This is a genomic window from Hippea jasoniae (assembly GCF_000744435.1).
Classification (GTDB): domain Bacteria; phylum Campylobacterota_A; class Desulfurellia; order Desulfurellales; family Hippeaceae; genus Hippea; species Hippea jasoniae.
This window is the reverse complement of record NZ_JQLX01000011.1, coordinates 86,536-109,738: the sequence shown is the minus strand read 5'-3', so window position 1 is coordinate 109,738 and position 23,203 is coordinate 86,536. Positions and strand designations below refer to the sequence as shown.

Sequence of the window (23,203 nt, the reverse complement as noted above, 5' to 3'; positions counted from 1 at the left end):
GGATTGGGTGAATTTTCACAACAGGGCGATTGTACATCTTAAAAATCTACACCATAATTTTGAGAAGATTAGCGAGTTTGTTGGTGGGGGTGTAAAAATCATCCCCGTTATAAAAGCCGATGCCTATGGTCATGGGATATATAGAATTGCAAAAGAATTATCTGTTTACAAAAACATAGCCTATTTAGGTATAGCTCACATAAAGGAAGGTGTAATACTAAGAAAAAAAGGTATAAAAAGCCCGATTCTTGCCATGAGTTGCGTGGATTCTTTCGATCTGGATTTGATGGTGCAATACGATATTACACCTGTTGTGCATAATGTTTATCTATTTGAAAGGGTTGTGGAATATGCAAAAAAGATAGGCAAAAGGATAAAGGTTCATTTAAAATTTGATACAGGTATGGCAAGACTTGGTATAAGGTTAGAAGAAGTAGAAAAAGCAATAGAGCTTTCAAAGAATTTTAAAGATCAGGTTTATGTTGAAGGCATTATGTCCCATTTTTCAGATTCAGAATCGGATCTTGAATATACAAAAAAACAGCTTGAAAGGTTTAGAAAGATTGAAAAAGCGTTTTTGGATAGCGGTATAGATTTAAAGCTAAAACATATTGCAAACTCAGGGGCTATACTGTCTTTGAAGGAGTCGCATCTAAATTGCGTTAGACCGGGGTTGTTGATGTATGGATATGCCCCGGGCAAGGCATTGAAAAATATTATTGACTTAAAGCCAGTATTGGAGATACAATCCCAGTTGATTAACATACACAGATTAAAGAAAGGAGAAGGCATAAGTTACGGCAGGACATTTATTGCCCAAAGCGATATGGTTGTTGGCGTTGTGGCGTTTGGTTATGCTGATGGGCTTTTTAGAAGTTTATCCAATAGATTTGACTGCCTTATCAATGCAAAACGAGCGCGTAGCATAGGCACCATCTGCATGGATATGTTTATGTGTGATCTGACAGGCATTGATGCAAAGGTTTCAGATAGAGTTGTTATTATCGGTGGTTATGGAGATGAAACAGTAACCGCAGAAGAGCTTGCAGACAGAAGTGGCACAATCACATACGAGATATTGACAAATATTGGAAAAAGCATAAGGGTTAAAAGGGTGTATAGGTGATGGAGTTTTTGGCTGCTGTTGGTCGTTCAACGATAAATTTTATAAAGGATTTAGGCGGTGTAGGTTTACTGCTGTTTTCCTTTTTAAAGGCTCTTTTTGAAAAACCGCGATTACATCTTACATTTGAGCAGATGCAGGCTGTGGGGGTTAAATCAACTTTAATTGTATTTCTAACTTCAATGTTTGTGGGTATGGTTGAAGCGTTGCAGATCTATCACGGTTTTCATAAATTTGGCGCAGAAGATATGATTGGTTATACGGTTGCTGTATCACTGGGAAGGGAGCTAAGCCCCGTTTTAACGGCGTTGATGATTGTTGCGCGTAATGTTTCTGCCATGGCTGCTGAACTTGGCACAATGCGTGTCACCCAGCAGATCGATGCCTTAGAGGTTATGGCTGTTAATCCTGTTAATTTTCTTGTTGCACCCAGAGTTGTTGCAACAGTGATAATGCTTCCAGCATTGGTTGTTTTATCCAACGCAGTGGGCAATCTTGGTGGCTATTTTGTTAGTATTGGCGTGTTAAACCTCAACCCCACGGCTTATATCAGAAACATTCAAACATATATCGATCTAAGCGATTTAACCTACGGCCTTATAAAGGCTGCCGTGTTTGGTTTGATTATTTCTCTAATCGGCTGCTATATGGGTTTAACAACAAAAGGCGGCTCAAAAGGAGTGGGTATTTCAACAACAAAAGCTGTTGTGGCATCAAGTATAGCTGTGCTTGTAGCTGACTATTTCTTAACGGCGTTTTTGTTTTAGCTATGATTGAAGTAGTAAAGCTTAATAAAAAATTCTATAACCAGCAGGTATTAAACGGGTTGTCTTTAAAGATACCCAAAGGTGAGATTACCGTTATAATAGGTAAAAGTGGTGCAGGCAAAAGCGTTTTGCTAAAGCATCTTATAGGTTTACTTAAACCAGACAGCGGTAGCATACTTGTTGAGGGTAAAGATATTGTTAAAATGGATAAAAAGGAACTAAATAAAATCAGAGAGCATTTTGGTGTTTTGTTTCAGGAAGCAGCTTTATTTGATTCATTAAGCGTTTTTGAGAATGTGGCGTTTCCATTGATTGAAAAGAAACTTGTGCCAAAAAAACATATTAAAGAGAAGGTAGAAGAGGTGCTTTCACTTGTTGGGCTTGAAAATGCTTTGTACAAAATGCCGGATGAGTTATCCGGTGGCATGAAAAAAAGGGTGGGTCTTGCAAGGGCTATTGTTACCAACCCAAAGATAATCTTTTTTGATGAGCCAACAACGGGTTTGGATCCGATCACGGCTTTGTCTATTGCAGATTTAATAAAGGATATGCAAAGAAGGTTTGCTACAACATGCTTTATCATAAGCCATGACCTTGCTTTGACCTTTAGGATAGCTGACAAGATAGGCTTTTTAGATGGTGGTAAAATTGTTGAGTTTGGAAGCACCGAAACGATTAAAAACAGCAGGAATCCTGTGGTGGTGGATTTTATAAAAAGCTATTTTGCGGAGGAAAAAAATGAGCTCTAAGAAGGCTGAGATAGTAGTAGGATTGTTTGTTTTGGTTATACTTGTTGTGCTTGGCTGGCTTACAACACAGATGGGTAAACTTCAACTTAAAAAAACGCCAACATACAGAATCTATGCTGTATTTAATGATGTTTCAGGCCTTGATGTTAATACAAAGGTAACCGTTGCAGGTGTTGTTGTTGGTAGGGTTGCGGGCATTACTCTTAAAGATGGTAGGGCTGTTGTTGCCCTTGATATCTACACACGCTTCAAAATTCCCAAAGATTCAATTGCCATCATAAAAAGCAAGAGTCTGTTGGGTGAAAAATCGCTTGAGATAAAATACGGAAACTCAAATATCTTTTTAAAAAATGGCGATTATATAGCAAAAACATTCTCGCCAACAGACCTTGGAACGCTGATAACCAACATAAACCGTGTTTTTAATAATCAAAACAGACAGAATGTTGCAAAAGCACTGGAAAAGATTGCACAATTAAGTGCCAAACTCAACGATGTTGTTGATGAAAACAGAAAGAGTATCCATATGGCTATAGAAAATTTCAATAAATCAATGTCGACTTTAGCTGAGATTTTAAAGGAGAATAAAAAGGATGTCAGGGTTGCTGTGGAGAATGCAAGAAAAGCTATGCAGCAGTTGAATAATACCTTGGAAAATCTTTACTTTTTAAGCAGTAATTTAAAAGAGGGAAAAGGCACTTTGGGTAAACTGCTTGTCAATGATTCTCTATACAACCATGTCGATAACGCATCGGCATATATAGAGGATATTACAAAAAAGATCGATACCGGTCATGGCACTTTAGGTAAGCTTGTCAACGATGATGAGGTGTATGAAAACTTAAACGACACGCTCAGAAGCATAAAAAACTATTTAACAAGGGGTGATCAGATAGCCTTAAATATCTATGCGGCGAGTCAGGAAAATTTCAGGGATAAGTATTCCAAGGGTTATCTGTATGCCGATATTTATACGATGCCGGATAAGTTTTATAGGATAGGTGTTGTTGATGAGAAGAATTACGAACACTCAGCCCATCCATCAAGGGATGATAACGACAAGATCAGGTTTACCGCATTGATGGGCAAACGATACTATAACTTCGTTATAAGGGCTGGCATTATTGAGTCTACATTTGGCGGTGGGCTGGATTACTATGCCTTCAACGATAAGCTTAAAGCCTCTTTAGATGCCTACGATTTTAACCATAACAACGATATTCGTGATAAGCATGCCCATATGAAGTTTACCCTTACTTATAGATTCTTGAGGCATTTTGATTTGATGGGCGGTGTTGATGAGATCTTAAATCCAAGAACGAGAAATGTTTTTGCAGGTATGGGTGTTGAGTTTTCAAGCGACGATATGAAGTATCTTATGACAAAGGCACCTTCAATATCGCCTAAATAAACTCAAGATGCCTTGTGGTGTTTATTGCACCTGCTTTACATGCAAGGTTTAGAAAAGTTTTGATGGATTCAACTTTATCCTCTGTTAGATCGTAATTAATGTTTTTTGTTATATACAATCTGCATTCGTTGATATCTATTAAAGAGTCAAACTGTTTACATATCTCATCGATCATGGTTTTGCCAAGCTCTTTTGCTTTAATAAATTTTTCAACCACCTCTTCGGGTAGTTTTTTGGGCGTTATCCATGCGGCAAAAACAAATGGAAGGGCGGTCATTTTATACCATTCAAAGGCAAGGTCTAAGTGAGGTAGGTGTGAGTTTTTTAACATCTTTAAGGCCTTATCACCAATAACAAGCTCACAATCGGCATTATCTGTATTGACATAATCAACAGTTTTTTGAAAGTGAAATCTAAAAAGCACTCTAACAAGGGCTACAGATGTTTTTGAGTTTGGATCCAATTTAACGCTTTTAACCTTTTCTATCGGTTTTTTTAAAAACAAAACAACGCTTTTTACATGTTTGTTTGATGCAATGCAGCCATCATGTAGAATTTTATAGGATGGATTGTTTACATATTCAACAATCGAGACATTACTTATGTCAACCTCACCGTTTCTTAAAAGAGCGGCACATCGGCTCGGCACAGCCGATGTGAACTCAAAATCGTTTGGTATAATTCTTTTTTTTAGTGCTTCATAGAGAACTACAGCGTTTAAGAATTCTACTAAGGCAACCTTCATATCCTTCTTTCAACCTTTTTTAGCCAGCCTTCGGGTGCTTCTATCTTTCCTGTTTGAATGGATGTGTAGTAGTTATAGATTTTTCTTGTTATCTCCCCTATTTCGTTGTTGTTTACAACAATTGAGCTTCCATCTTCAAATACATACTCACCCACAGGCGATACAACGGCTGCTGTGCCAAAACCACCAGCCTCTACAATCTCCCCGCTTTTGACACCTTTTATAAAATCGTCTATTTTTATTCTATCCTGTTTGGTGTTGATGCCCATTCTATCGGATAGCTCCATAACGCTTTCTGATGTGATGGAGCGCAGGATTGTGTCGGTAAATTCCGGTATAACAACCGTGCCGTCTTTTGTTACATGATAGTGATTCATGGCGCCTGCTTCTTCTATGTAGGTTTTTGTTACATCAAGGTAAAGCACCTGAGCTGCGCCGAATTTTTTTGCAAATTCTCCAGCCCTTAGGCTTGCGGCATAGTTGCCAGCTGCCTTGGCTGATCCTGTGCCACCTGGCGTTGCCCTGTGAAATCTTTTTGTAATTAACAGTTTTATCGGTTTTGTAAATCCAGCAGGGTAGTATGGGCCGCTGGGTGATAGTATTACCATAAATTTATATGTTGCACTGGGATGAACCCCTAATGAATCCTGTGTTGCAAAGATAAACGGCCTTATGTAGAGCGATGCTCCCTCCTGATGAGGAAACCACAGCCTGTCAACATCGATTAAGGCATGTATTGCCTCAATTTGAATTTCCTCTGGTATATGCGGGATACACAAAATTTCAGCAGAGTGGTTCATCCTTTTTGCATTCTTGTCAATTCTGAATGTATAGATTTCTCCATCATCATGCATAAATGCCTTTGCGCCTTCAAAGATTGCCTGTCCGTAGTGCAAAACTATAGCACCTGGTGATATTGCGACATTATCGTAAGGAACTATGCGCGGATTAGTCCACTGGCCATCCTCATAATCCATGATAAACATGTGGTCTGTGCGCAAAAGTCCAAAGGGAAGGGGTTTGTCCGGTTTAAACTGCTCTGAGCGCCTTTGCGATGCAGGTTTTAGTTGGTATTTTATCTCCATTTTAAACCTCCATAAATTTTCCCCAATAATAGATTAAAGCAGGCAATTGTCAAGAATTAAAAAGCCGTAAGTTTTTTTGTTGCCTTTTTTATTAGGAAAACTGTTGGTATAAGCAAAATAAACAGAATTGAACAGAAATAGAAAGCATCGTTGAAGGCAAGCATATATGCCTGCCTTAGAAGTTCTTTGTATATTACAGTATAGCTGCCCATCAATGAGTGAATATGTGTGTTGAGTATATCCACAGCCTGCCTGAACGGTTCGTTTAAATCCGTTAGATTCTCAACAAGTCTTTCCTGGTGGAATTGGGCTCTTCTTGTTAAAATCGTCATAACAATTGCCGTGCCGAAACTGCCACCAATATTTCTGATAAAATTAAACAAACCGCTTGCCACACCCATATCTTTGTTTTCTATATTGGCAAATGTAGCAGCAGCAAGAGGTACAAAGAATAACGATATTGCAAAGCCCTGAAGCGCCCTTGGCATGATAACGCTTATAAAATCAGCCTGAAGGTTAAAGTGAGCCATTATATCAACGGCAAAGGCATTTATTAAAAGACTGCCTAAAAGAAGCTTTCTTGGGTCAAATCCTCTTTCAAGGAGTTTGCCTGTTAAGGGCATGCCAATTAGTGTTGTTAGAGCACCCGGCCCAAGCACAAGGCCTGCCAAAAAAGCCGTATAGCCCATAAGGTTTTGCAGATAAAGTGGCAAAAGCACTATCGTTCCAAAGAAACCAAAAAAACCCAAAAACATAACTATATTGCCGATAGAGTAGCTTCTGTCTTTAAAAATTCTTAGATTTATCAAAGGTTCATCGGTTGTCAGCTCCCTGTATATTAAAAACACAAAACCTATAAATGATATAACCGCCAGATAACTGATAAACGACGATTCAAACCAATCTTTTCTTTGACCGTTATCAAGCAATATCTGCAGAGAGCCTACTGCAATAGCTAAAAAAGCCATGCCGGGATAGTCGATTTTACCAATTTTCTGATTTTTTATATAGTCGGGATCCTCTACAAATAACTCTATCAAAAGCAGTGATAGTAAACCTACAGGAATGTTTATAAAGAATATCCACCGCCAGCCCCAGTTATCCGTTATCCAGCCACCCAGCACAGGTCCAAGTATTGGTCCAACAACAACACCCATGCCAAAAACGGCCATTGCCATTCCTCGTTGCTCTTTTGGGAAAGATTCAAGAAGAATAGCCTGCGACAGAGGCTGAAGGCCGCCACCAGCTATACCCTGCAGGAATCTTGCTATAACTAACAGTAAAAACGACGGAGTATAGCCGCAAATAAAGGAAAAGATTGTAAATAAAGCTATAGAGAAGAGCAAAAAACGTTTCCTGCCAAACTTTATAGCAAGCCAGCCTGTCATCGGTATAATTATTGCGTTTGAAACCATGTATGAGGTCAAAACCCAGGTGGATTCATCAAGACTGACGCTAAGACCGCCTCTGATATGTGGCAAACTGACATTAACAATTGTTGTATCAACGATCTCCATCAATGTGGGAAGTATGACAGATAAAGCGATAATCCACTTATTTGTTTGCTGCCTGTTTTCCATGGGTTCCAACTAATACAACGGTTGTTGCAGACATGCCAACTCTCATAGGCACTTCTGGGGCTTTGTCAAACACAATCTTGACAGGCACCCTCTGGACTACCTTTATCCAGTTGCCGGATGCATTTTGCGGTGGGAAAAGGGAAAATACCTCGCCTGTTCCGTATTGAATACTTTTGACATGACCGTAGAAGGTTTTTGATGGGTAAGCATCTATGGAAATCTTTACCCTATCGCCAATTTTAATTTTGTTTAGCTGGGTTTCCTTGTAGTTAGCCACAATCCAAGCGCCGTTTTTTGGCACAATTGCACATATTGGCAGTGCGGGTGAGACAAATTTGCCCACTTCTATGCTTTTTTTTGTAATGTATCCATTATGAGGGGCTTTTATGAGTGTATAGCTTAGATTGAGTTTTGCGCTATTGAGTTTTGCTTTAGCTGCATCCAGTGCTTTTTTTAGGCTGCCTAATGAGGCTTTTGCTTGATCAATGGCTGCTTTATTGGCTTTGAGTTGAGCTTTTAAAACATTTAGGGCCGTTAAATATTTTTCGTATGCGTCTTTTGAGATTACCTTTTTTGTGAATAATCGTTTTGCCCTGTTAAAATCCCATTGAGCCTTTTTGATGCGTGCCTGGGTTAGCTGGGTCTGGGCTTGTGATTGTTTTAATAATGCCTCTGCTTCTTTGAGTTTTGCTTTATATAGGCTAACTTCGGCCTCTGCTGCCTCAAGGGCTATTTTGTAGGGTTTTTGGTTAATTACCGCAAGTAGTTGCCCTTTTTTAACATACTTATTGTTGTCTATTAGAACCTTTGTAATGCTGCCAGAAACCTTTGGATTTACCCAGTAAATATCGTTTGTTATGTATGCATCATCGGTTGATATATGTGTGCTTTTGTATCTCAAAAATACTATTACACCTATGGCAAATAAAATAAAAACTCCGAGGGCAATGAGTTTTTTGTGCTTCATCTTTTTTTCTCCTTATCAAAGTATTCTATGGCGTTATTGGCAAGTTTTTGAAGGATAGTGCGAATCTCCTTTTTTTGCTGTTCATCAAAACCTTTAAGTAAAATTTCATCCCACATAAAACCTTTTTGCCATAAAGCATCCCTGATTGTTAATGCCTTGTTTGTTGGATAGAGTCTGTGGTTACGCCTGTCTTTTGAATCCTTTTCCTTTTTTATAAATCCCTTAAGTTGAAGTGTTTTTACGGCTCGTGCAGTTGTGCTTTTGTCCATTTTTAATAGGTTTGATAACTCTTCCTGTGTTATTGCAGGATTGTCAACAATGTTTATTAAAAAGGGTAGTTGCCCTGCATTAAGATTATGTAGTTTTAGAAATGAATTGGCATACATAAGCGAAAACCTATAAAGAATAGAAATCCATTTAGCTAAAGGTTCATTTGCCATCCGACAGTTTATAGCAAAAAAAAGTTTCATTTGCAACTAATTTAAATTTTTTGTATTATTTCAGCACGCTATAGTGGGTATTTTATAAAAAATTGAATTTTTAAGTGAAAAGATGTATTGTTTGAATTGTCATTTTTATTAAAAAAAAATATTACTTGACAATTGAAGAGATGGTGTATATATTTAAGGAACTTAAATTTTAAAATTGGAGGTTTAAGATGATGAATATTAAAGAGATGTTATACTCAAGAAATCTTAAGGCAACACCGCAAAGATTGGCTATACTCAACGAGATTATTAGAGCCGGGCATATCGACCTTGACACCATCTATAAAAATATTTCAAAGAGTTTTCCATCGATGTCGCTTGCCACGGTGTATAAAAACATCCACACATTAAAAGAGCATGGTATTATTAAAGAGCTTGCCATAAGCGGTGCAAAAAATAAATACGAAATCGCCGAGCAGAAACCCCATCACCATCTTATCTGTAAGGTGTGCGGGGATGTGATAGATATTGAAGTGGATACGAGTTTTCTTAATCAGCAGCTTAAAGAGCTTAAGGATTTTGAGGTATCCAATTGCGATATCTACTGCTACGGTGTATGCAGCAAATGCAGAAATAAATCAGATAGCTAAAGCCCTTTTTAGATAATAAGAGGTGTAGGTTTTAAAGTTTAAAGCCACATCCTCTGGGCTTCCATAGGCAACTACTCTGCCACCGTTATCGCCGCTTTCTGGCCCAATATCGATAATGTAGTCTGCGTTTTTTAAGATGTCTAAGTTGTGCTCAATAACTATGACGCTATTTGATTTTTCAACAAGCCTTTTTAAAACGGCAATTAATTTTTTTACATCGTCGGCATGCAAACCTATAGATGGCTCATCAAGAAGATATACGGTATGTCCACCCGGCGGCGTGATAAGATATTTGGCTATCTTAACCCTTTGAGCCTCACCGCCTGAAAGCGTTGTGGCAGGTTGACCCAATTGAATATATCCCAATCCCACATCCCTTAGAACTTCAAGTTTCTTTTTAATTTTTGGAATGTTTTCAAAGAATTCATAGGCCTGATTAACCGTCATCTGCAACACATCGTAGATATTTTTGCCCTTGTAATAAACAGAGAGCGTGGATTCGTTGTATCGTTTGCCGTTGCATACATCGCATTTTACATAAACATCAGCCAAGAATTGCATCTCTACCTTTATGTAGCCTTCACCCTTACATTTTTCACATCTACCACCCCTGACATTGAAGCTAAATCGTGATGGTGTAAAGCCTTTGATTTTTGCATCCTCGGTCGAGGCAAACAGTTCTCTGATATCTGTAAAAACAGAGGTGTATGTGGCTGGATTGGAGCGGGGTGTTCTGCCGATGGGCGATTGGTCGATCTTTATAATTTTGTTGATTTTTTCTATGTTTTGGATTGATGAGCAGTTTTTTGGAGATAAACCCGATTTTAATCTTATTGCATCGTTGTAAAAACAATCAAATAGAAGGCTGCTTTTGCCGCTTCCTGAAACACCGCTTATACATACAAAAACACCAAGGGGGATATCGACATCGATGTTTTTAAGATTGTGAACTGAGGCGTTTTTTATTCTAACAAAATCCTTAGGCTTTGATCTTTTTGATGGTGTGGGGATTGATAGTCTGCCGCTTAAGTATTTTCCAGTTAAAGATTTGGGATTTTGCTTGATTTCTTCAAGACTACCAGCTGCGACTATAAAGCCGCCGCCTCTGCCGCTTTGAGGTCCCATATCGATGATGTAGTCAGCCGATTCTATGATGTTAAAATCATGCTCCACAACAACAACTGTGTTATCGTTTTCCTTTAATTTTTTTAATGTATCTATTAGTTGCTGGGTGTCTTTGGGGTGTAATCCTATCGAAGGCTCATCCAGTACATAGGTTATGCCGCTTAAGCTTGAGCCAGCCTGTGTGGCAAGTCTTATACGCTGAGCCTCACCCCCTGAGAGAGTTGATACGCTTCTGTTGAGCGTTAAATAATCCAGCCCTACCTCTATCAAAAAACCCAATCTGTTTTTGATTTCGCTCAAAATGCGGTTTGCTATTTTCCTTTGTGTCTCATTTAATGTTTTTTCAACCTCGATGAAGTATTCCAATGCATCTTTGGCATTTAGCTTTGTGACTTCCATAATATTTTTTGAAAGAATTTTTACAGATAAACTCTCTTTGTTGAGTCTATCTCCTTTGCAGGTTGGACAAACGATTTCTTTCATAAGCGATAGAATTTCTCGTTTAACCGTTGAGCTGTCTGTTGTGGAAAACTGCTCCAGAACGGCATTTATAACACCTTTCCATGGCTTTCTGATAGTATTTTCGCCTATTTTATACTCAACAATTTCACCCGGCATTCCAAACAGTATTATATCTTTGTGCCTTTCGGGTAGCTCCTCAAAGGGCGTATAGATATCTATGCCAAACTTTAAGCATGCCTTTATAAGAAACCTTCTGTAAAAATAGTAACGCGGTCTGCGCCACAGTTTAACAACGCCTTCTCTTACAGATAGGCTTTTGTCTGGCATTAGCTTGTCTATATCCAATTCATGTTTTATGCCAAGACCAGAGCAGTCTGGGCATGCTCCCAAGGGTGAGTTAAATGAAAAACTTTGTGGTGTAATTGGTTTGTAGTTTATACCGCAATAGGGACATGAAAAATGCTTGCTGAAAAGCTCCATCTTTTGTGTGTCTATATCAAATATATTAACCATTCCGCCGCCGATTTTTAAAGCAAGCTCAACAGCCTCGGCGATTCTGTTTTTTGCCTGCTGCTTTACCTTTAGCCTATCAACTACAAGGTAGATATCGTGCCATTTATTTTTATCAAGCTCTATATCTTCCTCAAGCAGCCTTTCTGTGCCGTCTATAATAACCCTGACAAAACCCTCTTTTTTGAATTTCTCCAGCTCATTTTTAAATGTGCCTTTTTTGTGAACTGCTATCGGTGCAAGGATCAAAAGCTTTTTACCCTCCATTGAGGCTATTGTGTTTACGATGGTTTGAGGGTCCTGTTTTGAGATTTTTCTGCCGCAGTTGTAGCAATATGCCTCGCCAACATGGGCAAACAGAAGTCTCATATAATCGTAGATTTCTGTAACAGTTCCCACAGTTGATCGAGGGTTTGCCCAGATGCTTTTCTGGTCTATGCTGATTGCTGGAGTGAGTCCTTCTATCGCATCTACATCGGGTTTTTCTATCTTTTCTAAAAACTGGCGTGCATAGGAGCTTAGAGATTCAAGGTATCTTCTTTGTGATTCTGCGTATAAAACATCGAAAGCCAATGTAGATTTGCCGCTGCCCGATGGGCCTGTGATAACCGTAATTGATGATTTAGGAATTTCAACATTTATGTTTTTTAGATTGTGAACCCTTGCACCTATGATCCTGATCGATTTCATCTAAAAGCTATCGTATTCCTCATCTTCAGCAAACTCTTCTTTTTCGCTGAATTCTATCTCTTCCTTGGCATTGTAGATATTCTGCGTATCAGCATCCTTTGCAAGGCTTCTGAAGGATGTGGTTTTGCCGTCAAATTGCAACTTTACAGTGCCCTGAGGTCCGTTTCTCTGTTTTGCTATAATGATTTCTGCAACGCCTTTTTCGGCTTTTTCCCTGCGGTAAACCTCGTCTCTGTATATAAACATGATCACATCCGCATCCTGCTCAATCGAACCTGATTCCCTTAAATCGGCAGGCGTTGGACGCTTATCCTCTCTTGTTTCAACGGCTCTGTTTAGCTGCGATAAAGCCATTACAGGAATGTTTAGCTCCTTGGCCAAGATTTTAAGTGAGCGGGAAATTTCTGAAATCTGCTGGGTTCTGTTTACAGATGAATTTTTGCCTTCAACAAGCTGCAGGTAATCTATAATCAACATATCGATGTTTTGTTCCATTTTGAGTTTTCGAGCCTTTGTGCGTATATCTATGGAAGTTAAAAGAGATGTATCGTCGATGAATATTTTTGCCTTTTTGAGTTTATCTATTGCCTTTACAACAGCTGCCCATTCTGCATCAGTGAGAAACCCTGTTCTTAGGTTATACATATCCACTTTAGACAATGTTGAGATCATTCTTAAAACAAGCTGTCTGGCTGACATCTCTAAAGAGAATATGCCGATATTTTTGTTGTGATCCAATGCTGCATTTACTGCAATATTCAAAGCAAAAGCCGTTTTGCCCATTCCCGGTCTGCCTGCGACGATTATTAGATCGCCTTCTTGAAAACCGTTTGTAAATCTATCAAGGTCGGGATATCCACTTGCCACACCTGTTATGACGCTTTTTCTATTTTTAAGTTTTGCTAAGTAGTCTAAGGTTTCCTCAACTAAATCCTCCGATGTTCTATAGCGAGTAGATCTGTTGCTAACTATTTCAAACAACCTTTTTTCTGCAATATTGAAAACCTCTTCTAAGTCCTCAGGCTCATCGTAGCAGATCGATGCAACCTCTGTTGACATGGAGATAAGTTGCCTTAGGGTGGATTTTTTCTTTATGATCGTTGCATAATGGATGATATTTGCAGGCGCCGGCAAAAACTCTATTAGACCCGTCAAATATGCAGGTGAGATTTTATCAGATAGGCCTTTTTCTTTGATTGCGTTTGATACGGTAACAAAATCAAACGGTATGCCTTCTGCATAGAGCTGTTTTAAAATAGAAAAGATTTCACCGTTTTTCTCATCAAAAAAGTCATTTTCATCTATGATTTCCATGCACTCGGATATTTTTGAATTGTCAAGAAAGAGAGAGCACAAAAGCGCTCTCTCGGCTTCTATTGCTTGTGGGTAGGCTCTAATTCCACTACTTTTCATCTAACGGTTCAACATTTACTGTAACTGTAGCTTTAATGTCTCTGAAGATTGCTATTTCGATCTCATAACTGCCAACATTTTTTATGCCACCTTCTGGAAGTCTGATGCTTTTTTTGTCAAATTCGGTTTTATCTTTAAGCTGTTCGTATATATCAGCTGCTGTTATCGATCCAAAAAGCTTGCCCTTTTCGCCAGCCCTTGCCTTGATTGTTATCTGAGTACCGTCCAATGCTGCTTTTATAGCTTCTGCCTGTTTTATCTTCTTTTCTATCTTTCTTAAAATTGCTCTTCTTTTTTCCTCAACCAACTTAAGATTGGATTTTGTTGCAGCAAGTGCGTAGCCTTTGGGGATTAGATAGTTTACGGCATATCCATCTTTTACTTCTTTTATATCGCCTGCATATCCCAACTTTTCCACATCTTCAAGTAAAACGATTTTCATACCAGCCCCCTTAACCCTTGAGTTTCCTGCTGATGGTGAACGGCATTAAAGCCATAACCCTTGCCCTTTTGATTGCCTTTGTGAGCATTCTTTGGTGTTTTGCACAGGTGGAAGTGGTTTTTCTCCCCACTATTTTATATCTCTCTGTAACATATCTTGAGAGAAGCTCAACATTTTTATAATCGATTTCATCTATTTTATTTGAACAGAAATAGCAAACCTTCTTTTTTGGATATCTGAAGTATCTCTTTTTCTTTTTGTTGTTATCTGTCATTTAAAACCTCCCTAAAATGGTATATCTTCATCATCTTCTGTGGGTGGTGGCTCAAGATTATCCACCCTTTCTCTTGCTGAGAGAAATTGAAAATTGTTTAGAATTATCTCATGTTTTGAGCGCCTGTTGCCCGATGCATCCTCCCAGGTTCTGTATCTCAGCCTGCCTTCAAGATATATAAGAGACCCTTTTTTTAGATACTCGGCAACAATCTCAGCCTGCCTGCCAAAGGCTATAACATCAACGAACAGTGTTTCCGTCTTTCTATTACCCTGCTCGTCTTTTCCAAGAGGCGTGTTTACAGCTATTCCAAATGTTGCAACACCTAACCCAGCAGGCGTGTATCTAAGCTCTGGATCTCTTGTTAGGTTGCCTATGAGCAGAATTTTATTGAGATTGGCCATCTGAATTCTCTTCTTTTTGCTTTTCTTCTGTGTATTTACTTATGTCTTTCTTTAACATGTAGGTTGTTAAAAATCTCAATACATTTTCCTTAATTCTCAAATACTCCTCAATCTTTTTGGGTAGCTCTGGGGCACTTCTGTAATGAACCAGAATGTAATAGCCCTGTTTGAATTTTTTAATCGGATAGGCAAGATTGCGCTTCTGCCACACCTCGTTTTTTAAAACTTCGCCGCCGCCGTTTTTGATTCTTGCAGCCACATCCTCCATAAACTCCTTAATCTGTTCTTCGGTTAACTGCGGCTGCAACACATAAAGCAACTCATAATACCTCATACAAACCCTCCTTCTGGACTTTTGGCCTTCTGCTAAATGCAGAAAGCAAGGTTATAGCCTTACAATGATATATAAAAATCACCAAAAATCAACGCTAAATTTTAGTTAGCCATAGGTGTTGCAGCAAGGCTAAAAAAATAGCACTCCATATTTTCCTTGTAAAACAACTTTGCTATCTCGTTAACGGTTGAGCCAGTTGTAAAAACATCATCAACAATCAGTATTGTCTGCTGTCTGGGTAGCTTTAAAAGCCTAAAAGCCCCTTTTAGGTTTGTTTTTCTCTCTTTAGCAGTCAACCCCACCTGATGCTTTGTTTGTTTAATTTTTTCTACACAGTCAAAGCAGATATTAAAGCCGATAATCTGTTTTAGTTTTTTTGCTATTAAAACGGCCTGATTGTAGCCACGCATTCTGATATCTTTTTTGTGCATCGGTACCGGTATAATGCAGGCTGATTTTAGTGGAATGGTTTTTAAAAGTTTAGAGTATTTGTCCATGATATTTATAAGCTGAGGCATCTCATAAAACTTTATAAACTCGATAAGCTTTTTTACATTTTCGTTGTTGTAATTGAAAATCGTAAAACCGCGCCTGAAAAAACGGCTTTTTTCTTCAAGGCAATTTGAGCAGATAGAATTTTTTACAGGCACTGGACGGCCACAAATCCTGCATCTGAAAAACCTTGAAGGTAGTTTGCTTAAACAGTCATTGCAGACCAGACCATCCGTTGGTCTGTTGCATAAAACACATCGGGATGGGAATATGGTGAAAAGTATCTCACTTGCCGGATTCAACAACCTTTCTACAGGCTATGCAATACTTAGCCGTTGGCTTTGCCTTCATTCGCTCCATTTCTATTTCTTTGCCGCATCGTTTGCAGATGCCGTATGTGCCTTTTTCTATATCAAAAAGCGATTCTTCAATCTCCTGCAGATGAAATCTATCACGCTCAATCAGGTCATAAAGAATCTGCCTTGAATACATGGCACTTGAAAAATCACCCTCATCACCCTTTACCTTAATGGTATTAACCTTTTCAAGGTTTTCTTTCATCCTTGCTGTAATCTCTTTTTTTAAGCTAATCAATCTTTCTTTCAGTTCGTTTAGTGTGGCGGCATCCATATCTTCCTCCACTAAGTTAGCTTATGCAATAATCCTTATTTTTGATTTTTTGTCAAGAGTTTTTATAATGGTGTTGATTTTAAAAAAATGTTGTATTAGGATGGTGCTATGAAAAAAGTTATCACAATCCTGCTTCTTGCTATGCTTTTTGGGCTTTACAGCTGTGGGCATAAAACCAATATCGTGCCCCCACAAAGCCATATAACTTTTAGCCACTAAAAGGAGCATTTTATGAAACCCATAATTGTTATTGGAAGTGGTGTAGCTGGTCTTAGAGCTGCAATTGAGCTTTTAGAAAACGGCTGCGATGTGTTGCTGTTTGCAAAAGATGAGCTTAATTACTGCAATACAGATAAAGCCCAGGGTGGAATCGCCGTTGTTTTAAAAGAGGATGATTCCTATGAGTCACACATAGAGGATACGCTTAAAGCCGGGGCTGGTTTGTGCAAGAAAGAGGCTGTAGAGCTTCTTGTAAAAGAAGGCCCCAAAAGGATAAAAGAACTCATATCTATGGGCATAAATTTTGATAAAAAAGAGGATGGGAGCCTGGATTTTACAAAAGAGGCAGCGCATTCAACAAACAGGATAGTTCATGCATTGGGTGATGCAACAGGTCATGCTGTTGAGCAGACATTGATAGATAATTTAAAAAAGTTTAACTCAATTGAGATTTTTACACACAGACAGCTAAGCAGATTTTATGTTGAAGATGGCAGGATTTTTGGAGCGCTGTTTTTAAATACAAAAACAAATGAGTATGAAGTTTATTATGCCGATGCTATTGTTGTTGCAACAGGAGGCTATGCAGCAATTTATAAAAACACAACAAACCCACCCATCACAACAGGTGATGGTATAGCGGCGGCTTTTATGAGTGGGGCTGTGGTTGAGGATATGGAGTTTGTCCAGTTTCATCCAACAGCGCTGAAAAGATACAACACTCCGCAATTTTTGATTTCTGAGTCGATGAGGGGTGAGGGTGCTATTCTATTGAACGATAAAGGCGAGCGTTTTATGGAAAAATATCACAGATTGGCTGAGCTTGCACCGCGGGATGTTGTTGCTCGCTCAATTATTTTTGAAATGGAAAAACGCGGCATCGATAAGGTTTATTTAGATGCAACTAAAATGGGTGAGGATTTTTTAAAAAAGAGATTTCCCACCATATACAACGAGTGTTTAAACTACGGCATAGATATTTCAAAGGAGGCAATTCCTGTTGCACCGGCTGCACACTACACAATGGGGGGAATCCAGAGCTTTCTTGATGCATCAACATCGATTAAGGGTTTGTTTGTGGCAGGAGAGGCAGCCTGTAGCGGGGTTCATGGTGCAAACAGGCTTGCAAGCAATTCGATTTTAGAGGGACTTGTTTTTGGTAAGATTGCAGCAGATAGTGCTCTTAAGTTTGCAAAAAACAACCCAACGGGTGCTGTTGCTATACAAAAGCCTGATTGTGTTGAGTGTGATAGAGCTGCTTTGAGGAATAGAATAGAGGATTTGAAGGAAACAATATGGAATAAATTGGGTGTGATAAGACGCATAAAGCAGATGGAAGAAATCCTGCAGTGCAGCTGGGCGTTGTTTAGTAAGCATAATGTTGATTATAACTGTAGTGAGGGTATAACATTGCGCAATATGGCTTTGCTTGCCTCCATTATTGCTTTTGCTGCTTTGAAAAGAAAGGGTAGCGTTGGTGCCCACTACTGTGTTGACACTCCACATGCCTACGACAACAAACAGCATATACCTTTTAGAATTTCAGATTTAGAGGAAGAGTTATGAATGTTGTGGATACAATCGGTAATACGCCACTTATAAAGCTAAAAAATGGAATTTTTGCAAAGCTTGAGTATTTTAATCCCACAGGTTCGATAAAGGATAGAACAGCCTGGGGGATGCTTTCTGATGCAATGAAAAAAGGTAGCCTCAATAGAGCAAAAGGTATTGTTGAGCCCACAAGTGGCAACACAGGTATTTCACTTGCTTTTCTTGGAGCGTATTTTAACATCCCTGTCAAGATCGTTATGCCAGAAAACATGTCAAGGATGCGCATAAGGATGATGGAATCATTTGGTGCTGAAGTGATCTTAACAGATGCAAAAAAGGGTATGAGTGGCAGCATAGAGGTGGCAGAGCAGTTGCAAAAAGAGGGTTTTTTATTTCTCAACCAATTTTCCAATCCAGCAAATCCTGCAATTCATTATGAAACCACGGCAGATGAAATCATCTCTGCAATAGAGGTGGATATTTTTATCTGCGGCATTGGCACAGGTGGAACATTTAGCGGTGTTGCAAAGAGACTGAAAGAAATAAACCCATCCTGTATGTGCGTGGCTGTTGAGCCTGAAGGCAGCGCTTATCTTAGCAGGGGTGTTAAGGGTTTACATAAGATTCAGGGGCTTGGTGCGGGTTTTAAGCCCGATGTGCTTGATGAGTCTTTGATTGATGAGATTGTGGCTGTGGGGGATGATGAGGCGTTGGCCAACTTTGATGAGTTATCAAAAGATGAGGGGATTTTTGCGGGTATTTCAAGTGGTGCTGTTTATGGTGTGGCAAAAGAATTCAAAAAACGCTATTCAGATAAAAATATCCTGATAATTTTCCCCGACTCTAAAGATAGGTATATGGAGTTATGATTGAAGAAAGAATCGGTTATTCATTTAAAAACAGAGAGCTTTTAAAAAGGGCTTTAACACATCGCTCTTTTGTTAAGGATAGAAAGCTATCAAATGAACAGCTTGAGTTTTTAGGCGATGCTGTGCTTGAGCTTGCCATAACAGAGTTTTTGATTAGCAATTTTCCCGATATAGATGAAGGGAAACTATCAAAAATAAGGGCAGCAAGCGTCAATACAAAAACACTTGCCGCCATCGGCAGAAAACTAAAACTTCCTGAGTATATTCTGGTTGGCAGAAGCGAACAAAAAGAAGGCATTGTAAACAACGACCACATTATAGAAAACACATTTGAGGCGATTGTTGGTGCTATCTATCTTGATGGTGGATTTGAAAAGGCGAAACGTTTCGTCGAAAATATGCTTGGTGAAACGGTTAAAAAGATCGTGGCAAACGGTATTATTTTTGACTATAAAACCTATCTGCAGGAGATTACGCAGAAGGCGTTTTCCTGTCTTCCTGAGTATGTCATTGTTAAAGAAGAGGGTGAGGAGCATAATAAAACTTTTTATTGTGATGTGTATATAAATTCGGTAAAATATGGTTCTGGCTGTGGAAAAAGCAAAAAGGAAGCCGAGAAAAACGCAGCAAGGGAAGCTGTGAAAAAATTGGAGAAAAGAGATGTTTAAGTCTGGATTTGTTGCCATCATAGGCAAGCCGAATGTGGGAAAATCTACCCTGTTAAATGTTTTAATAGGCGAAAAAATAGCTATAGTTTCACCAAAACCGCAGGCTACAAGAAAGTCTGTTAAGGGCATTTTAACAGGTGAGGAGTATCAGATTATATTTGTGGACACACCCGGTGTGCATGAAAGTTCAAAGAAACTCAATCAGGTGATGAAAAAGTATATAGATGAAGCGCTTGAGGATTTTGATGTTGCAATTGTGATGACCGATAACAAGGGTGAGTTTGACGAGGTTTTGGAAGAATATCTTAGGCAGATTAAAAAGAAAAATAAAAAGTCTATTTTGATTGTTAATAAGATAGATTTGATGGATAAAGAGACTATAGAGAAAGTGAAAAAGCCGTTTTTGGAGCGTGTGAAATTTGATGAGGTGCTTGAGGTGTCTTTGCTTAACTTGCCAGATGCAAAACAAAAGATCCTTGAGGCTATTTTAAAGCTACTGCCAGAGGGACCAAAATATTACGATGATGACATAATAAGCACCGAAACGGAGCGTTTCATTGTAGCCGAGATTATAAGAGAAAAGATTATGAATAACATAGGCGATGAGATACCGTATCAGGTTGCAGTAGTTGTTGATGAGATGAAATTTAGAGAGGAGAAAAATCTTTATTACATAAAAGCAAATATTATTGTTGAGAAGCGCACCCATAAAATGATTATTATTGGTGCAGGCGGAAAAATGATAAAGGAAATTGGCAGGCAGGCAAGAGAAGAGATAGAGGCTTTCTTAAACAGCAAGGTTTATCTTGATTTGTGGGTGAAGATTAAAGAGCACTGGACAAAGAAGCAGCCGCTCATCGAAGAATACATAGATCCGAGGTTTTGATGGATAAAACAAAAGAGCATGCAGATACCCGTATTATAGTGCAAAGTGTAAGAAAATTTATAAGAAAAGAGGCTATTGATAATGTAAGAAACATTTTTAACAAACTGCATCCTGCCGATATAGCAAAGGTTATACAAAACCTGACCCCAGATGAAAGAATTGTGGCAATTAAGGCTATAGATGATTTAGAGCTCAGAGCAGAGGCTATTGAGTATCTTGATGACTACAGAATGGCTGCAGATATTTTAGCTGCTTTTGATGATAAAGAGGCAGCGAGGATTCTGCAAAGCATCTCTATTGATAAGGCCGTTGATATTTTTGAAGAGTTGGATGAGGAGTTTGCCGACAAGGTTCAACAGCATTTTGATGCCGCCTTTAAGGAGGAGATCTCAAGCCTTTCAAGGTATCCTGAGGATACCGCTGGCGGCATAATGAACCCCGATTTTTTTGCTATAGATAAGGATTTAACCGTTGAAGAGGCACTGGAAAAGATCAGACAGGCAAGCAAAGAAAAAAAGATCATTTATGTGTATGTAATAGATAAATTTGGCCACTTAATAGGCGTTGTTACGCTCAGGGCTTTGATTACAGCTGATAAAAACGAAAAGATTGAGAACATCACAAATACTAACATAATTTCTGTAAGAACCGATATGGATCAGGAAGAGGTTGCGCGTCTTGTTGAAAAATACGACCTGTTGTGTGTGCCTGTTGTTGATAATAAAAACAGGCTTGTGGGTATAATTACAGTTGATGATATTATCGATGTTATCAGGGAAGAGACGACAGAGGATATCTACAAGTTAATCGGTACATCTGAGGAGGAGTTTGAAGAGACAAGTATCTTTAATATCATAAAATACAGGGCGCCATGGTTGATTATGAGCTTGATTGGTGAATCTATTTCTGGAAGCGTACTTAAATTTTTTGATGGCACATTAAAAACGGCTATATCACTGTCGTTTTTTATGCCGATGATTATGGCACTTGGCGGCAACACAGGGCAACAGTCGCAAACGATAGTTGTCAGGGCTTTAGCATTGGGAAAATTTGACGAAACAGGCATCTGGATAATCATAAAACGGCAGATTAAAACAGCTTTATCGATCGGTTTGTTGTTTGCTGTGCTGGGTTTTTTAATGGCGCTTGTTTTTCAAAGAAATCCCGCTTTGGCCGTTGTTGTGGGTAGCTCTATGTTTCTGTCGATGTTTCTGTCAACCATGATAGGTGCCATGCTACCGGTGGGATTGAAAAAACTCAACATAGACCCGGCTGTTGCGGCAAGTCCGTTTATATCGGCAATGAACGATATTATGGGACTTCTGATATATTTGACTATAGCAACATTAACGATAAAGTATTTTGAGGTTAAGTTATGAGGCTGTTTGGTACAGATGGTATAAGAGGAAAAGCAAATGTTTATCCACTTGTGGGTGATGTTGCCTACAGGCTTGGTAAGGCGCTTGTTTTTGCACTGGATGGTTCTACAAACAAAAAAAGAAAAATAATCATAGGAAAGGACACAAGGCTTTCTGGATATATGCTTGAGAGTGCCATAACAAGTGGCGTTGTATCAATGGGGGCAGATGCTTATCTTGTTGGTCCCATGCCAACCCCTGCAATTGCCTTTTTGGTTAGAAGTATGAGGGCAGATGCAGGCGTTGTAATATCTGCAAGCCACAATCCTTATGAGGATAACGGTATTAAGATTTTTTCAAATAAAGGTTTGAAGCTTACAGATGAGCTTGAGGAAAAGATAGAGGAGTTTATCTTATCAGATGCGCTTGATACAAAGGGTGCTGTGGGAAGCAGGATAGGAAGGGCCTACAGAATCAGGGATACGCTGGGTAGATATATCGTTTTTGCAAAGGATACGCTTCCCTATAGCGTTTCGCTTGAGGGTTTAAGGATTGTGCTTGATTGTGCAAACGGTGCAACATACAGGGTAGCGCCGATGATTTTTGAAGAGCTTGGGGCTGAAGTGATAGCAATAAACAATCAGCCAAACGGCACAAATATTAATGAAAAGTGTGGCTCAACCTATCCACAGGCGATTATCGATGCAACAAAGCTATACAGGGCTGATGTGGGTATTGCCTTTGATGGTGATGGTGACAGGGTTGTTATGGTGGATGAAAAATATGAGCTACTCGATGGCGATATTTTGCTTGCCATTCTTGCAAAGGATATGAAAGAAAAGGGCAGGTTGAAGGGAAACGCTGTTGTTGGCACAGTTATGACCAATTACGGACTTGAGAAATATTTAAATGAAATGGGCGTTGAGCTAAAAAGGGTTGGTGTGGGTGATAAATATATTGTGCAAAAGATTATTGAAGATGATCTGAATCTTGGCGGTGAGCAGTCAGGTCATATTGTATTATGGGATTACAATACAACTGGCGATGGCATAGTTACAGCTTTGAGCGTGCTTTCTGTTATGCAAGAAAAAAAGGCAAAACTATCTGAACTTAAAAAAGGTTTTGAAAGGGTACCCCAAAAGACGGAAAATGTGTTTGTTAAAGAAAAAATTCCGCTTGAGGAGGTTGATGAGCTTCAGGATGCAATAGATGCAGCAAAATCCAAACTATCAGGCAACGGAAGGATTGTGGTAAGATATTCAGGCACAGAACCGCTGTTGAGAATTACCGTTGAGGCTTTCAGCGAAGATTTAATGAATGATGTATTGGGTGAGCTTGTTAAAGTGGCAAAAAAACAACTTGGAGGATAGG

General features: G+C 39.0%; 24 protein-coding genes. 11 read left to right on the top strand and 13 right to left on the bottom strand.

The genetic code is table 11. The features are described 5' to 3' along the window. The first annotated feature begins 7 nt into the window (after window positions 1-7). From alr to EK17_RS02725, 4 genes are read left to right on the top strand one after another with little or no spacing between them, the layout of a single operon-like run. On the top strand, window positions 8-1,126 hold the full coding sequence (alr, locus tag EK17_RS02740; RefSeq protein ID WP_035587255.1) for an alanine racemase: 1,119 nt from the start codon (window positions 8-10) through the stop codon (window positions 1,124-1,126). After that, complete coding sequence (locus EK17_RS02735) at window positions 1,126-1,890, top strand: MlaE family ABC transporter permease (protein WP_035587254.1); 765 nt, start codon at window positions 1,126-1,128, stop codon at window positions 1,888-1,890. The genes alr and EK17_RS02735 overlap by 1 nt, the downstream gene beginning before the upstream one ends. 2 nt (window positions 1,891-1,892) lie before the next feature. Then, window positions 1,893-2,639 (top strand): ABC transporter ATP-binding protein, encoded by a 747-nt coding sequence (locus EK17_RS02730; RefSeq protein ID WP_035587253.1) that lies wholly within the window; start codon window positions 1,893-1,895, stop codon window positions 2,637-2,639. After that, window positions 2,629-4,050, top strand: a complete 1,422-nt coding sequence (locus EK17_RS02725; protein ID WP_035587252.1) for an MlaD family protein — start codon at window positions 2,629-2,631, stop codon at window positions 4,048-4,050. Before EK17_RS02730 ends, EK17_RS02725 begins: the two co-directional genes overlap by 11 nt. Here the strand turns inward: EK17_RS02725 and EK17_RS02720 are convergent. Genes EK17_RS02720 through EK17_RS02700 form a run of 5 tightly spaced genes read right to left on the bottom strand, consistent with a single transcriptional unit; the run spans window position 4,043 to window position 8,867 of the window. After that, window positions 4,043-4,795 carry a menaquinone biosynthetic enzyme MqnA/MqnD family protein gene (locus tag EK17_RS02720; RefSeq protein WP_035587251.1) on the bottom strand — a complete coding sequence of 251 codons (753 nt, stop codon included), beginning with the start codon at window positions 4,793-4,795 and terminating at the stop codon, window positions 4,043-4,045. The genes EK17_RS02725 and EK17_RS02720 overlap by 8 nt on opposite strands. Beyond that, on the bottom strand, window positions 4,792-5,880 hold the full coding sequence (locus EK17_RS02715) for a branched-chain amino acid aminotransferase (protein WP_035587249.1): 1,089 nt from the start codon (window positions 5,878-5,880) through the stop codon (window positions 4,792-4,794). The genes EK17_RS02720 and EK17_RS02715 overlap by 4 nt, the downstream gene beginning before the upstream one ends. 56 nt (window positions 5,881-5,936) lie before the next feature. Continuing rightward, on the bottom strand, window positions 5,937-7,460 hold the full coding sequence (locus EK17_RS02710; RefSeq protein WP_035587248.1) for a DHA2 family efflux MFS transporter permease subunit: 1,524 nt from the start codon (window positions 7,458-7,460) through the stop codon (window positions 5,937-5,939). Then, complete coding sequence (locus tag EK17_RS02705; RefSeq protein WP_051904375.1) at window positions 7,435-8,427, bottom strand: HlyD family secretion protein; 993 nt, start codon at window positions 8,425-8,427, stop codon at window positions 7,435-7,437. The genes EK17_RS02710 and EK17_RS02705 overlap by 26 nt, the downstream gene beginning before the upstream one ends. Next, window positions 8,424-8,867 carry a MarR family winged helix-turn-helix transcriptional regulator gene (locus tag EK17_RS02700; protein ID WP_198018135.1) on the bottom strand — a complete coding sequence of 148 codons (444 nt, stop codon included), beginning with the start codon at window positions 8,865-8,867 and terminating at the stop codon, window positions 8,424-8,426. The genes EK17_RS02705 and EK17_RS02700 overlap by 4 nt, the downstream gene beginning before the upstream one ends. A gap of 218 nt (window positions 8,868-9,085) precedes the next feature. Between EK17_RS02700 and EK17_RS02695 the strand changes: the two genes are divergently transcribed. Next, window positions 9,086-9,505 (top strand): Fur family transcriptional regulator, encoded by a 420-nt coding sequence (locus tag EK17_RS02695; protein ID WP_035587245.1) that lies wholly within the window; start codon window positions 9,086-9,088, stop codon window positions 9,503-9,505. Here the strand turns inward: EK17_RS02695 and uvrA are convergent. The 8 genes from uvrA to EK17_RS02655 all read right to left on the bottom strand — a co-directional run bounded on the left by uvrA (window position 9,494) and on the right by EK17_RS02655 (window position 16,281). After that, on the bottom strand, window positions 9,494-12,292 hold the full coding sequence (uvrA, locus tag EK17_RS02690) for an excinuclease ABC subunit UvrA (protein WP_035587244.1): 2,799 nt from the start codon (window positions 12,290-12,292) through the stop codon (window positions 9,494-9,496). The two genes, EK17_RS02695 and uvrA, sit on opposite strands and share 12 nt — an antisense overlap. Continuing rightward, window positions 12,293-13,705, bottom strand: coding sequence for a replicative DNA helicase (gene dnaB / locus EK17_RS02685; RefSeq protein ID WP_051904374.1), 1,413 nt, complete (start codon window positions 13,703-13,705; stop codon window positions 12,293-12,295). Then, window positions 13,695-14,147 (bottom strand): 50S ribosomal protein L9, encoded by a 453-nt coding sequence (gene rplI, locus EK17_RS02680; RefSeq protein WP_035587242.1) that lies wholly within the window; start codon window positions 14,145-14,147, stop codon window positions 13,695-13,697. Before rplI ends, dnaB begins: the two co-directional genes overlap by 11 nt. 10 nt (window positions 14,148-14,157) lie before the next feature. Continuing rightward, window positions 14,158-14,421, bottom strand: a complete 264-nt coding sequence (rpsR, locus tag EK17_RS02675) for a 30S ribosomal protein S18 (protein WP_035587240.1) — start codon at window positions 14,419-14,421, stop codon at window positions 14,158-14,160. A gap of 11 nt (window positions 14,422-14,432) precedes the next feature. Continuing rightward, window positions 14,433-14,825: a single-stranded DNA-binding protein gene (locus tag EK17_RS02670; protein ID WP_035587239.1), complete on the bottom strand. Its 393-nt coding sequence runs from the start codon at window positions 14,823-14,825 to the stop codon at window positions 14,433-14,435. Then, on the bottom strand, window positions 14,809-15,159 hold the full coding sequence (gene rpsF, locus EK17_RS02665; RefSeq protein ID WP_035587238.1) for a 30S ribosomal protein S6: 351 nt from the start codon (window positions 15,157-15,159) through the stop codon (window positions 14,809-14,811). Before rpsF ends, EK17_RS02670 begins: the two co-directional genes overlap by 17 nt. Window positions 15,160-15,260: 101 nt before the next feature. After that, window positions 15,261-15,953 (bottom strand): ComF family protein, encoded by a 693-nt coding sequence (locus tag EK17_RS02660; protein ID WP_156957508.1) that lies wholly within the window; start codon window positions 15,951-15,953, stop codon window positions 15,261-15,263. Next, the gene (locus EK17_RS02655; protein ID WP_035587236.1) at window positions 15,937-16,281 is read right to left on the bottom strand and encodes a TraR/DksA family transcriptional regulator; all 345 of its coding nucleotides are present in this window, start codon (window positions 16,279-16,281) and stop codon (window positions 15,937-15,939) included. Before EK17_RS02655 ends, EK17_RS02660 begins: the two co-directional genes overlap by 17 nt. A 231-nt stretch (window positions 16,282-16,512) precedes the next feature. Here EK17_RS02655 and nadB point away from each other — a divergent pair, with 231 nt between their 5' ends. Genes nadB through glmM form a run of 6 tightly spaced genes read left to right on the top strand, consistent with a single transcriptional unit; the run spans window position 16,513 to window position 23,202 of the window. After that, window positions 16,513-18,066: an L-aspartate oxidase gene (nadB, locus tag EK17_RS02645; protein ID WP_035587231.1), complete on the top strand. Its 1,554-nt coding sequence runs from the start codon at window positions 16,513-16,515 to the stop codon at window positions 18,064-18,066. Beyond that, window positions 18,063-18,920: a PLP-dependent cysteine synthase family protein gene (locus EK17_RS02640; protein WP_035587229.1), complete on the top strand. Its 858-nt coding sequence runs from the start codon at window positions 18,063-18,065 to the stop codon at window positions 18,918-18,920. Before nadB ends, EK17_RS02640 begins: the two co-directional genes overlap by 4 nt. Further along, on the top strand, window positions 18,917-19,588 hold the full coding sequence (rnc, locus tag EK17_RS02635; RefSeq protein WP_035587227.1) for a ribonuclease III: 672 nt from the start codon (window positions 18,917-18,919) through the stop codon (window positions 19,586-19,588). The genes EK17_RS02640 and rnc overlap by 4 nt, the downstream gene beginning before the upstream one ends. Next, window positions 19,581-20,474 carry a GTPase Era gene (era, locus tag EK17_RS02630; RefSeq protein WP_035587225.1) on the top strand — a complete coding sequence of 298 codons (894 nt, stop codon included), beginning with the start codon at window positions 19,581-19,583 and terminating at the stop codon, window positions 20,472-20,474. The genes rnc and era overlap by 8 nt, the downstream gene beginning before the upstream one ends. Continuing rightward, window positions 20,474-21,853, top strand: a complete 1,380-nt coding sequence (mgtE, locus tag EK17_RS02625) for a magnesium transporter (RefSeq protein ID WP_035587224.1) — start codon at window positions 20,474-20,476, stop codon at window positions 21,851-21,853. Before era ends, mgtE begins: the two co-directional genes overlap by 1 nt. Continuing rightward, on the top strand, window positions 21,850-23,202 hold the full coding sequence (gene glmM / locus EK17_RS02620; protein WP_035587222.1) for a phosphoglucosamine mutase: 1,353 nt from the start codon (window positions 21,850-21,852) through the stop codon (window positions 23,200-23,202). Before mgtE ends, glmM begins: the two co-directional genes overlap by 4 nt. The last annotated feature ends 1 nt before the right edge of the window (window position 23,203 follow it).

Coding starts and splice junctions, on each gene's coding strand:
- EK17_RS02735 (WP_035587254.1), top strand. CDS start 1,126: ATGGAGTTTTTGGCTGCTGTTGGTCGTTCAACGATAAATTTTATAAAG.
- EK17_RS02730 (WP_035587253.1), top strand. CDS start 1,893: ATGATTGAAGTAGTAAAGCTTAATAAAAAATTCTATAACCAGCAGGTA.
- EK17_RS02725 (WP_035587252.1), top strand. CDS start 2,629: ATGAGCTCTAAGAAGGCTGAGATAGTAGTAGGATTGTTTGTTTTGGTT.
- EK17_RS02720 (WP_035587251.1), bottom strand. CDS start 4,795: ATGAAGGTTGCCTTAGTAGAATTCTTAAACGCTGTAGTTCTCTATGAA.
- EK17_RS02715 (WP_035587249.1), bottom strand. CDS start 5,880: ATGGAGATAAAATACCAACTAAAACCTGCATCGCAAAGGCGCTCAGAG.
- EK17_RS02710 (WP_035587248.1), bottom strand. CDS start 7,460: ATGGAAAACAGGCAGCAAACAAATAAGTGGATTATCGCTTTATCTGTC.
- EK17_RS02705 (WP_051904375.1), bottom strand. CDS start 8,427: ATGAAGCACAAAAAACTCATTGCCCTCGGAGTTTTTATTTTATTTGCC.
- EK17_RS02700 (WP_198018135.1), bottom strand. CDS start 8,867: ATGGCAAATGAACCTTTAGCTAAATGGATTTCTATTCTTTATAGGTTT.
- EK17_RS02695 (WP_035587245.1), top strand. CDS start 9,086: ATGATGAATATTAAAGAGATGTTATACTCAAGAAATCTTAAGGCAACA.
- uvrA (WP_035587244.1), bottom strand. CDS start 12,292: ATGAAATCGATCAGGATCATAGGTGCAAGGGTTCACAATCTAAAAAAC.
- dnaB (WP_051904374.1), bottom strand. CDS start 13,705: ATGAAAAGTAGTGGAATTAGAGCCTACCCACAAGCAATAGAAGCCGAG.
- rplI (WP_035587242.1), bottom strand. CDS start 14,147: ATGAAAATCGTTTTACTTGAAGATGTGGAAAAGTTGGGATATGCAGGC.
- rpsR (WP_035587240.1), bottom strand. CDS start 14,421: ATGACAGATAACAACAAAAAGAAAAAGAGATACTTCAGATATCCAAAA.
- EK17_RS02670 (WP_035587239.1), bottom strand. CDS start 14,825: ATGGCCAATCTCAATAAAATTCTGCTCATAGGCAACCTAACAAGAGAT.
- rpsF (WP_035587238.1), bottom strand. CDS start 15,159: ATGAGGTATTATGAGTTGCTTTATGTGTTGCAGCCGCAGTTAACCGAA.
- EK17_RS02655 (WP_035587236.1), bottom strand. CDS start 16,281: ATGGATGCCGCCACACTAAACGAACTGAAAGAAAGATTGATTAGCTTA.
- nadB (WP_035587231.1), top strand. CDS start 16,513: ATGAAACCCATAATTGTTATTGGAAGTGGTGTAGCTGGTCTTAGAGCT.
- EK17_RS02640 (WP_035587229.1), top strand. CDS start 18,063: ATGAATGTTGTGGATACAATCGGTAATACGCCACTTATAAAGCTAAAA.
- rnc (WP_035587227.1), top strand. CDS start 18,917: ATGATTGAAGAAAGAATCGGTTATTCATTTAAAAACAGAGAGCTTTTA.
- era (WP_035587225.1), top strand. CDS start 19,581: ATGTTTAAGTCTGGATTTGTTGCCATCATAGGCAAGCCGAATGTGGGA.
- mgtE (WP_035587224.1), top strand. CDS start 20,474: ATGGATAAAACAAAAGAGCATGCAGATACCCGTATTATAGTGCAAAGT.
- glmM (WP_035587222.1), top strand. CDS start 21,850: ATGAGGCTGTTTGGTACAGATGGTATAAGAGGAAAAGCAAATGTTTAT.